The sequence below is a fragment of the Micromonospora sp. NPDC000442 genome, from assembly GCF_042898635.1.
Classification (GTDB): domain Bacteria; phylum Actinomycetota; class Actinomycetes; order Mycobacteriales; family Micromonosporaceae; genus Micromonospora.
On sequence record NZ_JBIAYZ010000027.1, the window covers coordinates 32,158 to 53,130 of the forward strand.

At 71.6% G+C, this 20,973-nt stretch carries 19 protein-coding genes; 10 read left to right on the forward strand and 9 right to left on the reverse strand.

What is annotated here, in order from left to right:
• The first annotated feature begins 183 nt into the window (after nucleotides 1-183).
• The gene (locus ACFY2A_RS27930; protein WP_387175948.1) at nucleotides 184-1,545 is read left to right on the forward strand and encodes a M20/M25/M40 family metallo-hydrolase; all 1,362 of its coding nucleotides are present in this window, start codon (nucleotides 184-186) and stop codon (nucleotides 1,543-1,545) included.
• Between the two features lie 40 nt (nucleotides 1,546-1,585).
• On the opposite strand, the gene ACFY2A_RS27935 is transcribed toward ACFY2A_RS27930, so the two are convergent.
• Nucleotides 1,586-2,050 (reverse strand): PPOX class F420-dependent oxidoreductase, encoded by a 465-nt coding sequence (locus ACFY2A_RS27935; protein WP_387175950.1) that lies wholly within the window; start codon nucleotides 2,048-2,050, stop codon nucleotides 1,586-1,588.
• Nucleotides 2,051-2,069: 19 nt separating this feature from the next.
• Nucleotides 2,070-2,699, reverse strand: coding sequence for a DUF6642 family protein (locus ACFY2A_RS27940; protein ID WP_269739628.1), 630 nt, complete (start codon nucleotides 2,697-2,699; stop codon nucleotides 2,070-2,072).
• A 303-nt stretch (nucleotides 2,700-3,002) separates the two neighbouring features.
• Between ACFY2A_RS27940 and ACFY2A_RS27945 the strand changes: the two genes are divergently transcribed.
• Nucleotides 3,003-3,791, forward strand: a complete 789-nt coding sequence (locus ACFY2A_RS27945) for a D-Ala-D-Ala carboxypeptidase family metallohydrolase (RefSeq protein WP_387175952.1) — start codon at nucleotides 3,003-3,005, stop codon at nucleotides 3,789-3,791.
• Between the two features lie 91 nt (nucleotides 3,792-3,882).
• Here ACFY2A_RS27945 and ACFY2A_RS27950 read toward each other — a convergent pair whose 3' ends face one another.
• The 3 genes from ACFY2A_RS27950 to ACFY2A_RS27960 all read right to left on the reverse strand — a co-directional run bounded on the left by ACFY2A_RS27950 (nucleotide 3,883) and on the right by ACFY2A_RS27960 (nucleotide 6,493).
• Complete coding sequence (locus ACFY2A_RS27950) at nucleotides 3,883-4,416, reverse strand: hypothetical protein (RefSeq protein ID WP_363916543.1); 534 nt, start codon at nucleotides 4,414-4,416, stop codon at nucleotides 3,883-3,885.
• 92 nt (nucleotides 4,417-4,508) lie between these two features.
• Nucleotides 4,509-5,273, reverse strand: a complete 765-nt coding sequence (locus ACFY2A_RS27955; RefSeq protein ID WP_387175954.1) for a response regulator — start codon at nucleotides 5,271-5,273, stop codon at nucleotides 4,509-4,511.
• Nucleotides 5,249-6,493, reverse strand: coding sequence for a sensor histidine kinase (locus tag ACFY2A_RS27960; protein ID WP_387175956.1), 1,245 nt, complete (start codon nucleotides 6,491-6,493; stop codon nucleotides 5,249-5,251). Before ACFY2A_RS27960 ends, ACFY2A_RS27955 begins: the two co-directional genes overlap by 25 nt.
• Before the next feature lie 133 nt (nucleotides 6,494-6,626).
• Here ACFY2A_RS27960 and ACFY2A_RS27965 point away from each other — a divergent pair, with 133 nt between their 5' ends.
• From ACFY2A_RS27965 to ACFY2A_RS27975, 3 genes are read left to right on the forward strand one after another with little or no spacing between them, the layout of a single operon-like run.
• The gene (locus ACFY2A_RS27965) at nucleotides 6,627-7,559 is read left to right on the forward strand and encodes an ABC transporter ATP-binding protein (protein WP_387175958.1); all 933 of its coding nucleotides are present in this window, start codon (nucleotides 6,627-6,629) and stop codon (nucleotides 7,557-7,559) included.
• Entirely contained in the window at nucleotides 7,556-8,344 is a 789-nt protein-coding gene (locus tag ACFY2A_RS27970; RefSeq protein WP_363916537.1) for an ABC transporter permease, read from the forward strand. The genes ACFY2A_RS27965 and ACFY2A_RS27970 overlap by 4 nt, the downstream gene beginning before the upstream one ends.
• Nucleotides 8,341-9,042 (forward strand): hypothetical protein, encoded by a 702-nt coding sequence (locus ACFY2A_RS27975; protein ID WP_387175960.1) that lies wholly within the window; start codon nucleotides 8,341-8,343, stop codon nucleotides 9,040-9,042. Before ACFY2A_RS27970 ends, ACFY2A_RS27975 begins: the two co-directional genes overlap by 4 nt.
• Nucleotides 9,043-9,096: 54 nt before the next feature.
• Here the strand turns inward: ACFY2A_RS27975 and ACFY2A_RS27980 are convergent, their stop codons facing one another.
• The 3 genes from ACFY2A_RS27980 to ACFY2A_RS27990 all read right to left on the reverse strand — a co-directional run bounded on the left by ACFY2A_RS27980 (nucleotide 9,097) and on the right by ACFY2A_RS27990 (nucleotide 12,964).
• Nucleotides 9,097-10,728, reverse strand: a complete 1,632-nt coding sequence (locus ACFY2A_RS27980; protein ID WP_387175962.1) for a M28 family metallopeptidase — start codon at nucleotides 10,726-10,728, stop codon at nucleotides 9,097-9,099.
• A 183-nt stretch (nucleotides 10,729-10,911) separates the two neighbouring features.
• Nucleotides 10,912-12,384: a serine hydrolase domain-containing protein gene (locus ACFY2A_RS27985; protein ID WP_387175965.1), complete on the reverse strand. Its 1,473-nt coding sequence runs from the start codon at nucleotides 12,382-12,384 to the stop codon at nucleotides 10,912-10,914.
• A gap of 76 nt (nucleotides 12,385-12,460) precedes the next feature.
• Nucleotides 12,461-12,964, reverse strand: coding sequence for an ArsR/SmtB family transcription factor (locus ACFY2A_RS27990; protein ID WP_387175967.1), 504 nt, complete (start codon nucleotides 12,962-12,964; stop codon nucleotides 12,461-12,463).
• A 100-nt stretch (nucleotides 12,965-13,064) separates the two neighbouring features.
• On the opposite strand from ACFY2A_RS27990, the gene ACFY2A_RS27995 reads away from it, so the two are divergent.
• Together ACFY2A_RS27995 and ACFY2A_RS28000 are read left to right on the forward strand one after the other, a co-directional pair.
• Nucleotides 13,065-13,997: a ParA family protein gene (locus ACFY2A_RS27995; protein WP_387175969.1), complete on the forward strand. Its 933-nt coding sequence runs from the start codon at nucleotides 13,065-13,067 to the stop codon at nucleotides 13,995-13,997.
• Between the two features lie 143 nt (nucleotides 13,998-14,140).
• Nucleotides 14,141-14,371: a Rho termination factor N-terminal domain-containing protein gene (locus ACFY2A_RS28000; RefSeq protein ID WP_387175972.1), complete on the forward strand. Its 231-nt coding sequence runs from the start codon at nucleotides 14,141-14,143 to the stop codon at nucleotides 14,369-14,371.
• 17 nt (nucleotides 14,372-14,388) lie between these two features.
• On the opposite strand, the gene ACFY2A_RS28005 is transcribed toward ACFY2A_RS28000, so the two are convergent.
• Nucleotides 14,389-17,556 (reverse strand): NACHT domain-containing protein, encoded by a 3,168-nt coding sequence (locus tag ACFY2A_RS28005; protein ID WP_387175975.1) that lies wholly within the window; start codon nucleotides 17,554-17,556, stop codon nucleotides 14,389-14,391.
• Nucleotides 17,557-17,751: 195 nt separating this feature from the next.
• On the opposite strand from ACFY2A_RS28005, the gene ACFY2A_RS28010 reads away from it, so the two are divergent.
• The 3 genes from ACFY2A_RS28010 (at nucleotide 17,752) to ACFY2A_RS28020 (ending at nucleotide 20,873) form a co-directional block, all read left to right on the forward strand.
• Nucleotides 17,752-18,738 (forward strand): aldo/keto reductase, encoded by a 987-nt coding sequence (locus tag ACFY2A_RS28010; protein WP_387175977.1) that lies wholly within the window; start codon nucleotides 17,752-17,754, stop codon nucleotides 18,736-18,738.
• Nucleotides 18,739-19,002: 264 nt separating this feature from the next.
• Nucleotides 19,003-20,019, forward strand: a complete 1,017-nt coding sequence (locus ACFY2A_RS28015; protein ID WP_164449989.1) for an ATP-binding cassette domain-containing protein — start codon at nucleotides 19,003-19,005, stop codon at nucleotides 20,017-20,019.
• Nucleotides 20,016-20,873: an ABC transporter permease gene (locus ACFY2A_RS28020; protein WP_203997644.1), complete on the forward strand. Its 858-nt coding sequence runs from the start codon at nucleotides 20,016-20,018 to the stop codon at nucleotides 20,871-20,873. The genes ACFY2A_RS28015 and ACFY2A_RS28020 overlap by 4 nt, the downstream gene beginning before the upstream one ends.
• The last annotated feature ends 100 nt before the right edge of the window (nucleotides 20,874-20,973 follow it).

Genomic DNA, 20,973 nt, shown 5'->3' on the forward strand with positions numbered 1-20,973 from the left:
GATCTTGAGCGCCGGCAGCCCGCCGGATAGATTCGAGTCTCTGTGACCCGGACGTCACACCCCTGACGCGCGGGTCGGACCTCGAATCAGGAGGGCGCCGTCTTGGCCTCGCTCGACGACACCGTGACAACCCCGCACGAATCGTCCCGCTCCACCGGATCAGGCTTGCTCGACCGGCGACGGATGTTGACCGTCGCACTCGGTGGCGCCGCCACCGTGGCGCTGCCCGCCCCCGCCTGGGCGGCCACCGGCCAGCGCCCGGGCGCGCACCGACCCCCGGCCCTCACCCCGCAGGACCGGGTCGTCGTGGCCCAACTGTCGGCGCAGCGCGCCCTGCAACACCTGAAGGTGCTCTCCGAGGACATCGGCCCGCGGATCGGCGGCACCGACTCGGAGCGCCGGGCGGCGCACTACATCGCCGGTCAGCTCGACCGGCTGCGCTACGACACCACGCTGCAACCCTTCCCGGTCGCCGACAAGTTCCTCGCCCAGCTCAGCTCGCCGTCCGGGCTGCCCCGGGACCTGAACTGGCAGGTCGGGGCGAGCGGGCAGGCCGCGTTGGACACCAGGGTCACCGCCTCCGTGGTCGATGTCGGCGCGGGTACGCCCGGCGACTACCCGGCCGACGTCAGCGGCCGGATCGTGCTTGTGGACTATGTCGCGGCCCAGCGCGAACAGCTCGCCGCCACCGCCGTGGCGGCCGGTGCGGCAGCCGTGGTCTTCCTGCCGGCCGACCTGGTCGCGCCCCGTCGCGCGTCGGCGTTCTCCCCCACGCTGCCCGGCTCCGCCGCCGCGCCGCTGCCGATCCCGGTCGTCGGGGTGGCTCAGGCGCAGAAGCACCGGCTGCGCGCCCTGCTGGCGGCCGGGCCGCTCACCCTGACCATTGCCACCACCGCCCACCGGGGGCTGACCTCGCACAACGTGTTGGCCGAGCGACGCGGTCGGGCGGGTTGCGACGGGCCGGTCGTCATGGTCAGCGCCCACTACGACTCGGTCATCGGCGCTCCGGGCGCCAACGACGACGGCTCGGGCACCGTGCTCTGCCTGGAACTGGCCCGCGTGTTGAAGGCGGTACCGATCAATGCCACGGTGCGGTTCGCCCTGTGGGGCTCGGAGGAACAGGGGCTGATCGGTTCGCGCTACTACGTGGCCCAGCTGCCGCAGCCCGAACGGGACCGGATCCTCGCCGTCTATCAGAACGACATGGTCGCGACCAGCTGGGACCCGGCGACCCGGTACTGGCTGTTGTCGTTCACCGGCGAGAGCAACCGGGCCACCGACGAGGTCTCCGCCGCCGCCCGGCGCCTCGGCTACGAGCCGCGGATCTCGCCGGTCACCCAGCGCGGCGCCAGCGACCACCAGTCGTTCCAGGAGGCCGGCATCGCCAGCGCGAACTTCTCCTGGCGCGGCGAGGAGTCACCGGCGTTGCTGGAGCCGCCGTACCACAGCCCGGAGGACACCATCGCCAAGAACATCAGCCTGGAACGGCTCCAGGTGTCGATGGAACTGATCGGCTGCGCCACGTACGCGACGGCTCGGCGCTGAACCCCGGGCGGGGCGCGGCATCCGCCGTGCCCCGCCCGGGTCAGTCGGCCAGTCGAGCGGGAAAGCCTCCGGTTGCCACCGGACCCCACCCGGTGATGGTGATCCTGATCAACGACTTGCCCTGCCGCCGCATCGCCTCGCGGTACTCGTCCCAGTCCGGATGCTCGCCGGAGATGCTGCGGAAGTACTCCACCAGCGGTTCGAGGGCGTCGGGCAGGTCGAGCACCTCGGCCTGCCCGTCGATCTGCACCCACGGGCCGTTCCAGTCGTCGGAGAGCACACAGGCCGACACGCGAGGGTCGCGGCGGATGTTGGCGACCTTCGCCCGCTCCGGATAGCTGGAGATCACCAGCCGGCCTGCGGCGTCCACCCCGGCGGCGACGGGAGAGGACTGCGGTCGGCCGTCGGCGCGGGTTGTCATCAGCACCACCCGGTGCCGGGGTCGGAGAAACTCGACAAGTTCGTCCCGGTCGACCGGGGTGTTACGAGCGATCATGCGTGCCATCGCTCGTTTCTACCAGCACTCAGGCGTGCTGACCGGCGGACGGCTGGCTGGGTACGCGGGGGCGCAGCGACGGTCGCCAGGCCCGACCGTTGGCGTAGATGATCCGGAAGCCCAGGTACGAGGCGAGGGGTGCCCAGTGCGCCGAGCCCATCCGCAGCTCGGCGGCGTTGTGCCGGCGGCCGTTGGCGAGCACGTCGAGCAGGACGGTCTCGAAGGCCGCCGACTCGACCCAGTCCACCTCGCGGGTGAAGCCGCAGATCAACGCCGCGCCGGTGACGGCGAGGAAGTCCCGCAGCACCGGCTCGGGTGCGCGCAGCACCGAACAGCTGCCGAAGTAGAGGCGGCGTCCCTCGCAGCGCCCGGCCATCAACTCGGCCACCTCGGTGAGTTCGACCGAATGCCAGTCGGTGAGGCACAGCCGGTTCGGTTCGCCGTGCATGGCGAAGAAGCCGAGCCGGTGGTCGGCGTACTGCTTCAGCAGCCAGCGGTCGATGAAGTAGAACAGCTCGTCGCGGGTGGCCGCGTCCTTGTGGATGAAGCGGACCTTGCCCAGCCGTTCGAGCAGTTCCAGGGTGGGCAGCACGGATCCGCGCTCGTTGAGATCCCGGTGCCACTGGCCCTCGACGCAGAAGATGCCACCACGCGCCACGCCCGCCTCCCCGTCGTCGCCCGCGCTGACGTTACCGGGCCGGCAGGCTCGGAGAACATCACCCTCCGTGTCACCAGTTGCGACCTTCCGCGCCGAAATGGCATCTCTACGGCCCCTCACCACCGATTGCCGGTTTCTCAAACAGGCCTAATTCCCAGCTGATGCCCAGGCATCGCGAATTGTGAGGACAATTCTCGTTAATCCCCTCCAATCGTCCGCTCCGGTGCGAGGGTGGATACACGGGACAGCCCGGTCGAAGTCCCGGGATGCCATCCCATTCACTCTCCTATCGGGAGGACTTCTGTGCGCGTACACACCTTGAAACGGGCAGTCGTCGCCCTCGCCCTGGCCCTGCCAGGCGCCGCGATCGCCTCGGTGGTCGCCGCGCCAGCGGCCCATGCGGACGGCTGCTACACCTGGGACCGCAACCTCTACCAGGGTCGCTCCGGCAGCGACGTGCGGGAGCTGCAACTACGGATAGCCGGCTGGGCCGGCAACAACAACGTCGTGGAACTCGACGGACGGTTCGGCCCGAAGACCGCCGCCGCGGTACGCCGCTTCCAGTCCGCGTACGGCCTCCGGGTCGACGGGATCGCCGGGCCGCAGACCTTCCGGAAGCTGTACCAGCTCCAGGACAACAACTGCACGCCCCGGCACTTCGCCTACCGCGAGATGGACGACGGCTGCGGCGGCAGCGGGTGGGACGGCGGCCCGCTGAGCACCAGGCAGACCCGGCAGAACGCGCTGCGCACCATGTGGAAGCTGGAGGCGCTGCGCAAGAGCCTCGGCGACGATCCGCTGATCGTGACCAGCGGGTTCCGCAGCCGCACCTGCAACAACCGGGTGGGCGGGGCGTCGGACAGCCAGCACCTCTACGGCAACGCCGCCGACCTCATCTCGAACGACAAGTCGCTGTGCCAGATCGCCCGCCAGGCCCGCAACCACGGCTTCAGCGGCATCATCGGGCCCGGCGTCTCCGGCCACAACACCCACGTCCACGTGGACTCGCGGCGGGAGAACAACCAGGACCGCCAAACGAACAACACCTACTGGGCGGCGCCCAACTGCGGAATCCCCGCCGGGAACCGCTGATCGCACGGTGCATCGCGACGCCGGCCCGGGCGCGGGCGGGGAATGACCCCGCGCTCCGGGCCGGCGTCGTACCGCCGACGGGCGAGCCCGCTCAGCTCGCCCGCGGCCAGCGGGGCGCGGTGGCGGGGGGTGCCACCGGCCGGCCGGAGCCGGGCGTCCGCACACCGGTACGCCCGACCGGGGCGGCCACCCGGGGTGCCGGGCCACGCGCCGGGTATCCGGCGGCGCGGTCGGGCCGCCCCGGATGTCCGGCGGCCCGCGGCGGGTAACCGGCGGCACGGTCGGTGCCAGCCGGACGTGCGGCGGGGGTACGTCCCGCCGACGGCCCGTTGATCAGGAACGGGAACGGCACGTGCACGAACGGATTGCCGTGCCGGATGAGGGCGTCGAGCTGACGCTCGTTGAGCCCGTGGTTCAGCAGTACCTTCCGACCCCAACGATGCAGCCGGCAGGGGAACCGGGCACCGTCGTTGCGGCACAGCGCCCCGGACGGCCACTCCTCGGCCGCGTGCACGACCACCGCCCGGACGGCCAGCCGGACATCCTCAGGGGTCAACGGCGTCGGGACCGGCAACTCACCCAGAATCTGATCGATGGGATCCGTCGACTGCTCATCAACTCGCACGGCAGACCTCCCGCAGCTCCGGTAGCGGTGCGCTTGAGCACCGCACCTCGGGCAGTGGTACGGCCACCGGAGCGGGATGGTTCAAACCGGTTTCAGACCAGCCCGGCGTCGTGTACGAGCAGGGCCACCTGCACCCGGTTGTTGAGCCCGAGACGGGTCAGCAGCCGGGACACGTACGCCTTGACGGTGGCCACGCTCATGTACAGCTCGGCGGCGATCTCGGCGTTGGTGCGCCCCATGCCCAGCGCCACGGCGACGGCACGTTCCCGCTCGGTCAGGCCCTCGATCAGCCGGGCGGCCCGGTCCCGTCGCGGGTCGGCCGCCGGTCCGGCCGTGACGTGCTCGATCAGGGTCCGGGTGACCGTCGGCGACAGGGTCGCCTCGCCGGCCGCCACCCGGCGCACCGCCCGCACAATCTCCACCGGCGGGGTGTCCTTCAGCAGGAACCCGCCGGCACCGGCCCGCAGCGCCCGCAGCACGTGCTCGTCCGCGTCGAACGTGGTCAGCACGAGCACCTCCGGCGGCCGGGGCAGCGCGCGCAGCGCCTCGGTGGCGGCCAGCCCGTCCAGGCGGGGCATCCGGATGTCCATCAGCACCACGTCCGGCCGGCACGCGGCGACGGCCCGAACGACCTCGCTACCGTCGGCCGCCTCGCCGACCACCTTCAGGTCGGGCGTACCGCCGAGGATCATCGACAACCCGGCGCGTACCAGCGCGTCGTCATCCACGATCAGGATCCGCACTTGGTGGTTGCCGCCGGCAGCGGGAGCGTCGGAGCCAGCCGCCGCCGGCACCGCGCCACTGCCCTCGGCGGCGGCCGGCACCGGGCCGGTCACGTCGCCGGCCACGGCAGCCACGCGGCCAACCGGAAGTCGCCCTGCTCGTCACTGCCGTGCTCCAGCCGGCCGCCGGCGAGACTGACCCGCTCGGCGATGCCGACCAGGCCGGTGCCGGTGCCGGGGATGGTCGTCCCGAACAGCTCGCCCACCGGCCTGCGGTTGCGGATCTCCACGAGCAGCCCGTCACCGGGTGCACCGCTGAGGCCGACGGTGACGGCGGCGCCGTGGGCGTGCTTGCGGGCGTTTGTGAGCCCCTCCTGCACGATGCGGTAGACGCTGCGTCCCACGGCCACCGGCAGGCGGTCCGGCGTCGACACCTGCTCCCGCAGGCCGACGCGGACCCCGGCGGCCCGGGACTCGGCGATCAGGGCGGGCAGGTCGTCGAGGGTCGGCTGGGGGCGTTCCGGGTCGTCGGGGAGCGAGGTCTCGGCCCGCAGCACGCCGATCACCTCGCGCAGGTCCTGAAGGGCGGCGTGCGCGCTGCCCCGGATCACCCCGGCGGCCCGGGCCACCTCCTGGGCGGGCGCGTCGGGTCGGAACTCCAGCGCCCCGGCGTGCAGGCTGAGCAGCGAGATCCGGTGGGCGAGCACGTCGTGCATCTCCCGGGCGATGCGGGTGCGCTCCAACTGCCGGGCCTGGGCGACGCGTAGTTGCTGCTCGGCCTCGGCCCGCTCGGCGCGCTCGCGCAGCGACAGCACCAGCTGCCGGCGCGCCCGCACGAACATCCCCCAGGCCAGCACCAGCAGGGTGATCACCACGCCCCAGAGGGTGGATATCCAGTACGGGCTGCCAGGCTCGGGACGCAGCAGGGCGAAGAAGAAGTTGGTGAAGAGCCCGGCCCCGGTGACGGCCAGAGCGACCGCAGTCCGACGGTGCACCACCACAGTGAAAAAGATGATCAACAGCGCGGCGGCGGACGCGATGGAGAACAGCCCCAGCGGCAGCGTCACCAGCGCCACTCCCACCGGCCAGCGACGCCGTAACCAGAGCGCCGCCGTGCAGAGCTGACCCAGGAGCGCGTCGGCCGCGATCATCCAGTCGTGGGGCAGCCGGTCGGCCAGCGCCGGACTCGGTGAGGCGGCGTCGAAGGTGGCCAGCACCACCCAGGCCAGACAGGCCAGGAAGGCGAGGCTGTCGACCAGCCAGTCGCGGGGGGTGCGCCGCGACCGGCGGCCCACCCCAGGGTCCAGCGCCCCGGGCAGCAGACCCGGGTGATCGAGTACGACGGCGCTGGTCACAGGCGCAATGGTAGGCAGCCGGTCGGGCACCGGACCAGCTACCAAAGTCGAGACCTGAGTATCGACCTTGGTCTGCGCGGGGCAGACCGATGGCCGCTGCGGGTGGCCGGCCGGCTCAGACAGGCTCACCGACATGATCGCCGTACATCAGCTCACCAAACGGTACGGGCGGCACACCGCCGTCGAGGACGTGTCGTTCCACTGCGAACCGGGCACGGTCACCGGTTTCCTGGGCCCCAACGGGGCCGGCAAGTCCACCACCATGCGCATGATCTGCGGGCTCACCCCACCGACCGCCGGCACCGCCACCGTCGACGGTCAGCCGTACCGGCAGCTGCCCAACCCGGGCCGTACGGTCGGGGTGCTGCTGGACGCCTCCGCCCAGCACGCCGGGCGGACCGGCCGGGAGGCGCTGACCGTGGCCGCGTCGACGATGGGCGTCGACCGGCACCGGGTCGGTGCGGTGCTCGACCGGGTGGGGCTGGGCCCGACGGCGGCCCGGCGGCGGGTGCGGGCGTACTCGCTGGGCATGCGTCAGCGGCTCGGCCTGGCACACGCGTTGCTGGGTGACCCCCGGGTGCTGATCCTGGACGAGCCGGCCAACGGCCTGGACCCGGAAGGGATCTTCTGGATGCGTGGCCTGCTCCGGGACTTCGCCGACCGGGGCGGCACCGTGCTGCTCTCCTCCCACCTGCTACGCGAGGTGGAGGCGGTCGCGGACCGGCTGGTGGTCATCGGGGGTGGCCGGATCGTGGCCCAGGGCGGCAAGGACGAGTTGCTGGCCGGTGCCGGCACCGTGGTGCGGGCCCGCGACGGTGCGGCGTTACGGGCCGCGCTGCAGCGGGCCGGCCTGACGGTCAGCGAGGGCTCCGAGGGCCTGCTGGTCGGCGCCGACACCGACGCGGTCGGTGAGGTCGCGCTGAGCGCCGGGCTGGTCCTCACCGAGCTGCGTCCGGCCGGCGGCGGTGGCCTGGAACAGCTGTTCCTCACCCTGACCGCCACCGCAGCGGGCCCCGTCATGCACTCCACCACCAGCACCGAACCGACCGGGGAGGTCGTCCGATGACCACCGTCAGCACCGCACCAGAGGTCACCCCGGGTCACCGCCCGGGCGAACACCGACCGTCGCTGGCCCGGCTGACCGCCGTGGAGCTGCGCAAGCTCGTCGACACCCGGGCCGGCCGCTGGCTGCTGATCACCATCGGCCTGATCAGCGCCGTGATCGTCGCGCTCCTCCTGGTGTACGCCGAAGCACCGGAACAGAACTTCACAATCTTCTTCACCACCGCGCTGCTGCCGGTCGGGGTGCTCCTTCCGGTGCTCGGCATCCTGTCGATCACCAGTGAGTGGTCCCAGCGCACCGCACTCACCACGTTCGCCCTGGTGCCCCGCCGGGAACGGGTGATCACCGCCAAGCTCGTCGCGGTGGTGCTGGCGGCGCTCGGGGCGGTGCTGAGCAGCCTGGCGTTCGCCGCCGTCGGCACGGCGATCGCCGGTGCCACGGGTGGCGCGGGCACCTGGCGGATCGAGGCGGCCCTGGTGGCGCACGCCGTGGTGTTCCAGGTGGCGAGCGTGCTGATGGGCGCGGGGTTCGGGCTGCTGCTGTTGAACACCCCGTTGGCCATCGTGACCTACCTGGTACTGCCGATCATCTGGTCGATCGTGGGAGAACTGGTCCGGCCGCTGAACCGCGCGGCCGAGTGGCTGGACACCGGGCGGACCATGGAGCCGCTGTTCACGGCCGAGGTGACCGTTGGGCAGTGGCAGCGACTGGCGGTGTCACTGCTGCTGTGGTTGGTCGTGCCGGTGGTCGCCGGTACGGTCCGCACCATGCGGCGGGAGGTGGCGTGAGGGCGTACGGGACGCCGACAGTGGTAAGCGGTGGCGTCGCCGAACTGGTCGTGCTCTGGGGCGGGATCCCGCTGGTCGGCGGCGCGCTGGGTGGGTTGCTGGTGGCCGGGGCGGGTTGGGTGGCCGACCTGCCCTGGGCTCCGGCGCAGGGCCTGTTCCGCGCCGTCGACGGCCTGCCCGACCGGTACGCCCTGCCCGGTGGGGTGGCGGTCGGCATCCTGGTCGGGCTGGTCATCGCCGCCATCGGCACCGCCGAGCGGGTACGCGTGACCGTCTCCGGCACCGGGGTGCGGCTGCGTCAGGGCAGCTCCGAACGGGAGATCGAACGACGGGACACCCAGGCGGTCTACCTGGACGGCAAGAACCTGGTGCTGCTCGACGCGGACGACGCCGAGCTGGCCCGGCAGTCCAGCGACCTGCCGGCCAACCAACTGGCCGAAGCTTTCCGGGAGCACGGTTGGCCGTGGGCGGAGGCGGATCCGCACCACGCGGCGTACCGGCTCTGGGTGCCCGACCTGCCCGGCCTGCCGGCCGGCGCGGATGCGCTGCTGCGGGCCCGGCGGGAGGCGTTGGAGCACGACCGGGGCGGCGAGGCCAAGGAGCTGCGCGCCGAACTGTCCCGCTACGGCGTGGTGATCCGCGACGACGGCAAGCGACAGCACTTCCGGCTGACCCGCCGCGCCGCACTGCCCGACTGACCCGGCGGGCCGAACCCCGGCGACAGGGGTCCGGCCCGCCGGGCGGACGAGCGGCTACCTCCAGTGGTGGCCGTGGCCGTGCTTGTGGCCATGACCGTGCTTGTGGCCGTGCTTACCCTTGCCCTTGCCGGGCGTCGTCACGCCGTTCACCTTCGAGGTGTCGTACGCGAACGTGATCACAGCGGTGGCGATGGCGTCGGCGTTGACGTCGAGCGCGAAGACGTTCACGTTGCCCTGGAGCCGGTACTTCTTGCCCAGCGCCTGGTAGATGTCGGCGTCGCCGCCGTCGGCGACCGGCGTACGGCTGTCGCAGGCCTGGTGGTAGCAAGGGTCGTAGGAGACCCCGGCCAGCCCACCGAAGAGCGCGACCTCGTCCTCCGTCTTGACGCCCTCGGCCCCGGTGAACAGGCCACCGGCCGGAATGTCGACACCGGCGGCGATGAACGCGCCGTAGTCCGAGCGCCCGGTGAAGTCGGACGGCACGGTGGGCAGCTTGCGGGAGGCGAAGAACTTCTCGAACACCTTCTCGATCTCCGCCGAACCCTCCGGACCCGGGCCGGAGCCCTGCTCGGCGGAGTCGTCGCCGTCGTACACCCCGAACACGTAGTTCGGCGAGCCGACCATGTCGAAGTTGAGGTAGAGGGCGATGTCCGCGATCTGTTGCTCGGTCAGGCTGTCCACGTAGTACTGCGAGCCGACCAGGCCCGCCTCCTCCGCGCCCCACCAGGCGAAACGGACGGCGTTCTTCGGCTTCACCTTCGCCATCTGCAACGCCACCTCAAGTAGCGCCGCGCTGCCGGTGCCGTTGTCGTTGTAGCCCGGCCCGGCCGGGTCCGAGTCGAGGTGTGCGCCGGCCATGACCACGTTGTCGGTGCGACCGTGCCGGGTCTGCGCGAAGACGTTCTCGGTGCTGCGGATCTCCGAGGTGGTGTCGGCCTCGATCCGCAGCACCAGGCCGTCGGTGGCCGCGAACTGCTCACCGCTGTAGTACGACACGGAGATGGCCGGGATGCCGACAGGTGCGCCGAGGGTGCCGGCGTACAGGTCGTAGCGATCCGCGTTGGCCTCCGGCGTACCGTTGCCCTGATTCATGATGATCGCGCCGACGGCGCCGGCCGCCTCGGCGTTGACCACCTTGTCGCCGAACGCACAGGTGCCCCGCTGCATCAGCGCGACCTTGCCGGCCACGTCGACGCCGGCGAAGTCGCTCGCCTCGCAGCCGGAGGACGAGGCGCGCGGCGGGTCGAGGGCGAGGTCCACCGGTACGACCAGCCCCTGGGCGGTGCCGTCGCCGGAGTAGCTCATCAGCTCGTAGTCGACGCCCTCCGTGTACGTGGTGGGGCTCGGCGACACCTGGGCAAACGACGAGCCGAACTCCTCGTAGAACGCGAAGTCGAACTGCTGCCGGGTCACCTGGTAGCCGGCCTTCTTCAACTGCCGGGCCACGTAGTCGGCGCTGGCGTCGTAACCCGGGGTGCCGGAGGCGCGGGTGCCGGCGTTGGCGTCGGCGATGGCCTGGAAGGTGTCGAGGTGCTTGAGCACCCCCTTGACCGTCACCGCCTTGGTCAGCTTCTTGGCCGAGTTGTTGTTCGGGCTGGCCAACGCCGGGCTTACCAGCGCTGTCGTGCCCAGGAGCGTGCCGGCTGCGATGGCAGCGAGCACTTTCCTGCCGGTGAAAGGCACCACGATGTGCCACGTCCTTCCGCTGTGGATGTCCGGCTCCCCTACCCCCGCGCGCCGGACGTCCCGCCATCCTGATACATCTCGATGTCACCGCACAGCGCCTGATCAGCCGATACGGGGCGACGTTCGGTCGTCATGCCCCATGTCGACAAAGCGAGGACGCCGGCATCCGGCCCGTGCCGCCGTTCAAGACAGCAGCGCGACGGTCAGTGCCGTGGCGGCGGCCAGCGAGCCGGCGGTCGCCGCCACCCGCAGCCAGGGCCGGGGTGCACCGTTTACCGGCAGGGTTCGCCACTGGATCGCGGCGAGGGCCAGCCCGGCCCCGGAGGCCGCGACCCCGAGTGGCCAGAGCCATCCGGGCACGGCCGACCAGTCACCGAGCTGGTGACCCAGGGCCGGATAGACCACCGCCCAGACGGCGCCGGACAGCACGGTCAGCCGGTCCGACGTGGTGCGCAGCGCGGTGCCGAGCAGCGACAGGCCACCGATGAAGGTGAACAGCAGCGCGATCCCGACGCCGATCCAGGTGGGCCGCCCCGGCGAGGCGGTGCCGGCCTGGTCGCGAGGCACGCCGAGCAGCCGCAACCCGATCGGCTCGACGCCCCGGTCGGTGTTGCCGAGCACCACCACGCCCCGGCCGGTGGCCCGGTCGAAGCCGACGTACGAGTGGAAGCCGCTGGTGGCGCCGTTGTGCCAGGTGATCTCGCGGTCGCCGTAGCGGGTGGTGAACCAGCCGTACCCGATACGGGTGCGCTCGGTGTCGTCGAAGCGCGGGTCGCGGGCGTCGGCACCGGGCGCGGTGCCGACGGCGGTGGCCGCGACGAGCCGGGCGAGATCCTCCACGGTGGACCAGTAGCCGATGCCGGCGGGGGCGTATCCGGTGCCGGTCCACGGGTCCGGGGTGCGACCGCTGCCGGTCGCACCCTCGGCCCGCTCGGCCGGCAGCGCGTCCGAGCCGGTGACCTGGATGGTCGCGGTCATGCCCAGCGGGGTCAGCAGTTCCCGGTCGAGCAGCTCGGGATAGCCGGTGCCGGCGTCGGCCGCGAGGGCCTGGCCGAGCAGCGCCATGCCGAGGTTCGAGTAGCCGACCTCGCCCCGGTCGTCGCCGGGTGTCTGGTCGTTTGCGGCGACGCGGACCCGGTCGACGTCCTGCCCCGCGTACGGGTTGCCGGCCGCATAGTTGGCCCAGAGCAGGCGCGCCCAGTCGGTGACCGAGCTGAGCACGACCCGGGGCAGCCCGGAGCGGTGGCTGGCCAGTTCGGCCAGGGTCACCTCCCGGGCGGCACCGGTGACCGCCGGCCAGGTCGCGCCGAGGGTGTCGTCGGGGCGTACCGCCCCGGCGTCCGCCTGGTGGGTTAGCAGCATGCCGGTCAGCACCTTGGGCACCGATCCGATCTCGAACGGGGTGTCCGGCTCGACCGGCTTGCCGTCGCGGTCGCGGTCGCCGAGGCCGGCGGTGCGGACCTGACCTCCATCGATCAGGGCGACGGCGAGCCCACGGTAGCCGCCGGGGTCGTCCACGACGGCCCGGGCGGCGGCGGCGAGGTCGGCGTCGCCGGTGGTCTGTGCGGTCAGCCGGGGTTGCCGGGGCATCAGGCCGAGCCCGGCCAGGCCGGCGACCACCCCGGCGACGAGGACGATGACGATTGTCTTACGCATGGGTGCTCCTTCCGTTCCTGCCGGCCCGACGCGCAGCCGACATGCTGGCCCCGGGGTGGTCCCGGCGCGACCGGGGTCAACGACCAGCGGCGGTGAGGATGGCCAGCAACGGCACCACCCGCTCGGCGGGGATGGCGTACCGGCCCCGGCCGGCGCTGCGCAGCCAGCCGGCGGCGGTGAGCTGGCGCAGGTGGTGGTGCAGCTGGCCGGTGGTGCCGAGATCCTCGATCCCGGCCAGCTCGGCGGTGCCCTGCCGGCCGCCGAGGATCTCGCGCAACAGCCGCAGGCGTACGGGATGGGCCAGGGCGGACAGGACGGCCGGCAGGTCGGCCCAGTCGTCGGCCAACAGGTCCTCGACGCCCCGGCCGTACTGCCAGTCGTAGTGCTGCCCGCCGAGGCGGACCGTGCCGGTGTAGAGCACGGCACCGGCGCTCTCGGCGGGCACTCGCTGTTTGAGCCCGTCGAGCGCCCAGAAGACCCCCTCCGGCGGTGGCGTCGGTCGGTCCGCGCCGCCGAGCCGCTCGACCAGCCCGGCGACCTGCGCCTCCAGTGCCGCCAACCGCTCCTGCACGCTCGCCATAGTTCGACAATACGAACTTACGTAGTTACGTGCAAACCGAGGATGATCGACTTTCCGGCGGACGGCCCGCTACCGTCAGTCGTCTTGGGGAGGTACGTCGATGTACGTCGTGTCCGTGATCAACTACAAGGGTGGGGTCGGCAAGACCACGGTGACCGCCAACCTCGGTGCCGAACTGGCCAACCGAGGCATGAAGGTGCTGCTCATCGACCTCGCCCCGCAGGCAAGTCTGACCTTCGGCTTCTACGACCCGGACGACTGGCGGGAGCGGCTGCGCGACAGCCGGACCGTGAAACGGTGGTACGACGGCCTGCGCGAGGGCAGCCCGTCGGTCACCCTCGGTGAACTCGTGGTGTCGCCCGGCCCGGCGAACGCCCGGCTCACCGGCGCCGGCCGGCTCGACCTGATCGCGTCGCACCTGCAACTGGTGGACATCGACCTGGCCCTGGCCCGCAGCGTCGCCGGTGGCGAGGAGTACGACGCCGAACTGTTCCGGGTCCGTGGCTCGCTCGCCGAAGGGTTGCTCGCCGACGGGCTCGACCCGTACGACATGGTGCTGATCGACTGCCCGCCGAACTTCAACGTGGTCACCCAGTCGGCCATCATCGCCAGCGACCACCTGGTCATCCCGGCCCGAGCCGACTACCTGTCCACTCTCGGCATCGACTACCTGCACGGCAACGTGCGGGAGCTGGTCGAGCAGTACAACGCCGACGCCCGCCGGTTCGCCACCGTACGCCGGCACCAGAAGGTCGCCCCCGGCGTGGCCGGCGTGGTCTTCACGATGATCCAGTTGCTGTCGCAGCAACCGATCGCCACCCACCAGAGCTACATGGACCAGGTCCGCAACCTGGGCCTGCCGGTCTTCCCCACCGCGCTGCGGGAGAACGTCACGCTCTACGCGACGAACACCCCGCGCGGCGTGCCCGTGGTGCTGCGCGACCGCGTCACGGTACCCGCCGTACGCGACGAACTGCGCCGCCTCGCCACCGAGTTCCTCGACCATCTCCAACCGGACCGGCAGCCGTCATGAGCGAGCGAATCATCACTTTGCGCGTGGTGCCTCATGGCGGCCCGCAGCGCAGCGGAGGGTCGACATGAGCGAGCGACAGCGAGCGAATCATCAACTCTGCGCGTGGTGCCTCATGGCGGCCCGCAGCGCAGCGGAGGGTCGACATGAGTAGCCGGGACGACCTGACCGTTGCCGTCGACCGGCTGGCGACGATGACCAACCGCGCCGACGGCACCGCGTACCTCTCCCCCTGGCCGCTCCGTGACCTGCGGGACCTCGCCGCGGAGCTGGGGTTACGCGGCGTCGGCGGGCTACGCAAGGCGGACCTGGTCGAGCGCTTGGTCGAGCAGACCATCGGCTACCGCCTCACCTCCACCGCGCTGCGCCGACGCTGATCCGAGCACGGTACCGGTCAGCCGCCGGTCTTGACCGCCTGCCGCGCTCGGCCGCTACCACTGGCGGTCTGACGACCGATCACGGTCTGTGCGGCGGTACGGGCCGTGGGCGCCCGGTCGAGCAGGGCCCGGTACGGGTTGCGCAACGCCCGCTCCCGGCGGCTGGTCCAGCGCACCAGCACGACGATCGCGCCCACCAGCGCCACACCCGAGACGACGGTGTAGACGACGCCCAGCCAACCGGCCACGGTCGCGACCGCGGCAGGCGCTCCCACGCCGGCCAGCCCGACCCCGCTGAGCATCAGGACGACGGAGGGTACCCAAAGCAGGTCGTGGTCGGCCGGCATGAACAGTGCGACCAGGAAGGAGATGACGAAAACTACCGTGCACACCAGCACGAGGGCCGCCATTTCCTTCGTCCCCCACGCCCACCAGCCGATCCACGTGCCGACCGAGCGCGTGATCGCGATGCCGACCAGGGCCACGCCGGCCAGCACCCCGAGTGTCACGGCGACGTTGCGTAGGAAGGTCAGGACCGTGGGCGCCTCCGGCCGCTCGTTGAGCGTCCGCCAGTCCCGCAGGTCGGCGTCGAGGTCGGTGCTGTTCCACAGTCGACCGGCCAACTCCGCCAGCACCGGCGTGGGTAGGCTGGTCAACAGCGCCGCCCGCCAGCCGGACATCCGATGCGCCAGCGCCCGCACCGCGATGTCGCGTGCCGCCTCGGGCTCCCGCCGGACCACCAGGTCGAGCATGGCGCGAATCTCGTACGTGCCGAAGGCACCGGAGAGCAGCCGTTCGTAGCTGTGCGCCGTACGGCTCAGCTCCTCGGTCAGTTCCTTGGGCACCTTGCGGCCGTCGAACGTGCCGGGCTTCGCGACGAGGCCGATCGCGAGACGTACGTCGACCCTGCCGAGATCACTCGGCGCGTCGTCCGTCGACTCAAGGATCAGCCAGCCGAGGCGGCCCATCGTCCGGGCCATTGTGGTACCCGGCTCGAAGGGCGCCCACAGCCAGTCGCACCACTCCGCGCCCGGCACCCGTCCCGATCGCCGGTCGGTCAGCCGCGCCGCCTCGGCGGCGACGGACGCGGCCTCCACCGCCGTGGGGTCGAAGGTGCGCAGTTCGTTCGCCACGTCCGGCGCGCCGACCAGGACGGCCAGCCGCCACGCCGCGCGTACGGCGACCTTCGGGTCTCGCGCCCACAACTGTTCCGCCAGGGCCACCGCGGCGGCGGGAGTGCCGACGGCGGCCAGGTCGTCGACGGCCGCCACCGAGCCGGCACCGGCCCGGGCGGCCAACGTCGGGATAGCCAGCTCACCGGTGGCCCGCAACGCCGTACGGGCCGCCGGTACCCGTACCGCCATCTCGCTGAGCAGCTCGATCGCCTCGCGACGGCGGGACTCGGCGAGGGCCACCACGGCGTCCTCGGCCACCTGGCCGCCAGAGCGCGCCTGTTGCGACAGGCTGTCGAACAGCCGCTGACCGAACGGCCCCGGATTGCCGGCCACCGCACCGAGCGCCGCCAGCACCAGATGCCTGTCGGCCACCGGCCTGCCGAGCAGCCGCACCTGCCTGTCCACGATGGTCGAGGCGAGTCTCTCGTCGATCTGCCGGGCCTCGGCGACGCACTCCAGGGCGAGCAGCTTGTCCCGGTCGTCACCGGCGAAGATCTGCCGGACCACGCCGGAGGCGTCGCGGTTGGCCCCGGCGCACCAGAGCTTCACCGTCTCCCGCCACCGGCCCGGGTTCTGCCGGTAGAGCCCGAGCAGCCGCTCGGGATCGTCCGCGAGTTCCACCGCCGCCAGGTACTCCTGCAACGTCAGGTGGGCGAACTCGTAGAGCAGGTTGTTGTCGTCGATGCGGATCAACAGCCCGCTGCGCTCCACGATCTCGTCGACCATGCGCGGCAGGTGCTCCTCGGCCAGGCGGAAGCGGGGCAGGATACGGGCGAGTTCGGCGTACACCTCCGCCTCGCCGATCACCCGGCGGTCGGTGCCCTGGGACCGCCCACCCTGCGCGGCCAGCGCGATCGCCCGCAACGCCATGAGCTTGTGGCCGGCCTGGTAGCGGGCCAGGTTGCGGTGCCGGCCGAGATCCCGGTCCCGGCGGAGCAGGTGCTCGACGGCCTGCTGGTAGAACTCCGCCCGCGAGTTGGTCAACATCGGGCCGGCACCGGCGTCCGCCTCGTACAACGTGCTGATCATGGTGAGCATGAGCGGGCTGCGGGCCAGCCTCATCACCGTCGGGCTCGACCGCAGTTCCGCCAGGAGTTGCTCCACGCTGTGCCGGGGATCGGCCGACACCTCGTCGCGCTCCCGCCCGGCCCCGTGCTGCTCCGCGCCGCGCCGTCGGGTGAACCAGAGCCGCAGGAAATGCCGGATCCCGGCGTCGTCGAAGCCGGCCACCCGGACCTCCCGGTCGAAGACCGGCCGCAGGTCACCGTCGTAGACCGCGTCCCGGCAGGTGACCACCACCTGCGTCGTCGGATGGCGTTCGGCGAACTCCTTGATGTCCTCGGCGACCGCGCCGCGCCGCTCGGTGACCACCTCGTCGAGCCCGTCGAGGAACACACAGAGTCGGCCACTGATCAACGCCACCTCGACGACCTGCTCCGCGTCGGCGACGAGCGGACGGGCGCGACGATGCCGGCGGCGGCTCCCCGGTTCGTCGTCGAGCCGGCCGAGGGCCTCCGCGATCAGTTGCCGGATCGTGCGTCCGTCCCGATTGGACCGGGACAGCTCCACCAGCACCGGTACCCGCTCGAACCGCTCGGGCTCCGCCGCCCACCGCACCATCGAGTGTCGCAGCAGCATCGACTTACCCGCCCCCGCCGCACCGAGGATCACCGTCCGTCGGCGGCCCTGGACGTCGCGGTAGACGTCGACCCGCCGGCCGTCCTGTTCGTACTCCAACGGCACGTACACCTCGTCCAACGTGACCGAGACGTCCCGGAGGAAGCCGAGTTCCATCCGGTTGTAGGTGCGGGCGACCCAGGCACGGTAGCGGCGCCACTCGTCCGCCCGGATGCCGCGTCGTCGGCCGGCGACGAGCCCCCACAGCCGGGCCAGCAGGGATCTGATCCAGTCGGCGAAGAACTGCTGGACCACCCCGACGAGCACGGCCACCAGGAAGAGGCCGAGTGCCGCGTACTCCAAACCGAATGGCAGGTCCGGCAGCTGTGGCACAGGGCGGCTCCTCTACTCGGTGACATCGGACAGGAACACACCGTATGGGTGGGGCTGCCGGTCCGCACCCGGCTCAGGTGTCACCGTCGATGGACCTTCGGCCAAGCGGGGAGGGTCAAGGGGTTGACCTCGAGTGCGCTCGAAGACGCAGGCTGGTGCCGCGTCCATCTGTTCGGGCGCACGAGAGGAGTTTCCATGCGGTACCGCACGATCGGCAGCGACCCGCGTACCCGCCGCGAGGTAAGCGCGCTCAGCCTCGGGGCGATGCTGTTCGGCACCAAGACCGACGAGGCCACCTCCTACGCGATCCTCGACCGGTTCGTCGAGGCCGGCGGCACCTTCATCGACACGTCGGACAACTACGCGTTCTGGATGACCGGCGGGCAGGGAGGCGAGAGCGAGGAGTTGCTGGGTCGGTGGCGGCGCAGCCGGGGCATCGGCGACGAGATCGTCATCGCCACGAAGCTCGGCGCCCGGCCGCTGGCCCCCGGCACCAGCTACCTGGACAACCCGGAGGGACTGTCGGCCAAGGTGATCCGGGAGTCCGCCGAACGCAGCCGGGAACAACTCGGCGTGGAGCGGCTGGACCTGCTCTACGCCCACATCGAGGATCACCGGGTGCCGCTGCGGGAGACCGTGGAGGGCTTCGCCGAGTTGGTCGCCGAGGGCACCGTGGGGCTGCTCGGCGCGAGCAACCACCGCACCTGGCGGGTGGAACGGGCCCGAGCGTTGGCCGCCGCGGCCGGTCTGCCCGGGTACGAGGTGCTCCAGTACCACCGCAGCTACCTGCCCGCCCGACTGGACGGGCCGGCCGACATCGACATCGACGGCAACGTGGGCGCCGCCGGCGGCGAACTGACCAGCTACCTGCGCGCCGAGCCCGGCCTGACCCTGGTGTCGTACGGGTCACTGCTGTGGGGTGCCTACGTCCGCGACGACAAGCCGCTGGGGCCGGAGTACGACCTGCCGAGCGCGCCGGTGCGGCTGGCCGCGCTGCGCGAGGTCGCGGAGCAGACGGGCGCGACGGCCAACCAGGTGGTGCTGGCCTGGCTGATCGACGGCGACATCCCCACCATCCCGCTGGTGGGAGCCTCCTCGGTGGCCCAGCTGAACGAGAGCCTCGCCGCCGTGGACCTGGAACTGACGCCCGAGCAACGGCACCGGCTCGACACCGCCTGGTAACGGGGGCCGGCAGCGCGACGGGTCGCACTGCCGGTAGGGGCGGGTGCCGGGTGTCGGGACGGCCGCCGCTAGATCTGATCTAGCGGCGGCCGTCCGCCGTCTCGCGCCTCTGAGGTGAGCCGACCACTCCCGCCGGGCGGCGTCGTTGTAGCTGGCGGGTGGCCACGGAACGGAGCATTCTGTCGTACCCGTGGGGTGTGGTGGGTCGCCGGGTCACGGCGGCCCGGCTCATCGGCGTGACGAATGGAAGGACACTTCGCAATCATGAGTAGACGCACCACCGGCCTCGCCATCGAGGCCGAGGGTCTGACCCGGTCGTTCGGCGAGACCCGCGCGCTCGCCGGCATCGACCTCCAGGTTCCGGCCGGCGCCGTGTACGGGCTGCTCGGTCCGAACGGGGCCGGCAAGACCACCGCGGTACGCGTGCTGGCCACCCTGCTACGCCCGGACGGCGGGCAGGCCCGGGTGTTCGGTCACGACGTGGTCGCCGAGGCCGACGCGGTACGCGCCCGGGTCAGCCTGACCGGCCAGTACGCCTCGGTGGACGAGGACCTGACCGGCACGGAGAACCTCATCCTGCTGGGCCGGCTGCTCGGGCTGCCCAAGTCCGCCGCCCGGCAACGGGCGGAGCAGTTGCTCGCCGCGTTCGGCTTGACCGAGGCGGCCGGGCGGCAGGTGAAGAAGTACTCGGGCGGCATGCGGCGACGCATCGACATCGCGGCGAGCATCCTCAACACCCCCGACCTGCTCTTCCTCGACGAGCCGACGACGGGGCTCGATCCTCGCAGCCGTAACCAGGTGTGGGAGATCGTCCGGGCGGTGGTCGCGCACGGCACGACCGTGCTGCTGACCACGCAGTACCTGGACGAGGCCGACAAGTTGGCCAGCCGGATCGCGGTGGTCGACCACGGCCGGGTGATCGCGGAGGGCACCCCGGGCGAGTTGAAGTCATCGGTCGGCTCCGGCACGGTCCACCTGCGGCTGCGCAACGCCGACCAGCGACCCGAGGCCGAACGGGTGTTGCAGGCGACGCTGAGCGTGCCGGTCCAGTTGGAGGCCGACCCGGTGGCGATCACCGCTCGCGTCGGCGGCGACGGCAGCGAACTGGACGCCAGCGCGCAGGCCGCCCGGGCACTGGGCGAGCTGTCCCGGGCCGGGATCGTGGTCGACGACTTCTCCCTCGGCCAGCCGAGCCTCGACGAGGTCTTCCTGGCCCTGACCGACCACCCCGCAGTGCCGGCCACCGACGAGCGGGACGATGAGCTGGAGGCAGCCCGATGAGCAGCGACACCGCCACCTCGACCGGCCGGGCGCCGACGGTCTTCGTACCCTCGTCGGAGGCGCTCGCGACGGTCCTCGCGCCGGGCGCGCGACCGCCGCGGCCGAGCCCGCTGTCGGCGTCGCTCACCTTCAGCTGGCGCGCTCTGCTGAAGATCAAGCACGTTCCGGAGCAACTCTTCGACGTGACCGCGTTCCCGATCATCATGGTGCTGATGTTCACGTACCTGTTCGGTGGCGCGCTCGCCGACAGCCCCCGTGACTACCTGCAGTTCTTCCTGCCGGGCATCATGGTGACGAGCGTCGTGATGATCACCATGTACACCGGTGTCGGGTTGAACACCGACATCGAGAAGGGCGTCTTCGACCGGTTCCGGACGCTGCCGGTCTGGCGACCCGCCGCGCTGGTCGGCATGATCGTCGGCGACGTGCTGCGCTACATCCTCGCCGCGCTGGTGATCCTGACCGTCGGGCTGGTGCTCGGCTTCCGCCCCGACGGTGGCGTGCTCGGCGTCCTCGCCGGGATCGGCTTGCTGGTGGTCTTCTCCTTCGCGTTCTCCTGGGTGTGGACGTTCTTCGGGCTGATCCTGCGCAGCGAGAAGTCGGTGATGGGGGTCAGCATGATGGTGCTGTTCCCGCTGACGTTCCTGAGCAACGTCTTCGTCGACCCGTCCACCATGCCCGGCTGGCTCCAGGCGTTCGTCAAGGCAAATCCGATCACGCACCTGGTCTCGTCGGTACGCGCGGCGATGGCCGGCACCACGGACGCCTCGGCGATGATGTGGATCGTGCTCTGGAGCGCCGCCTTCATCGTGGTCTTCGGCACCCTGACCATGTACCGCTACAACCGCCGCTAACCCCTCCTCTCCCCCCTCCCACCCCTCCCACCCCGCCCGGCCTCGTTGATCATGAGGTTGGCGGCACTCATAGAGATCGAATACGCCGCTAACCTCATGA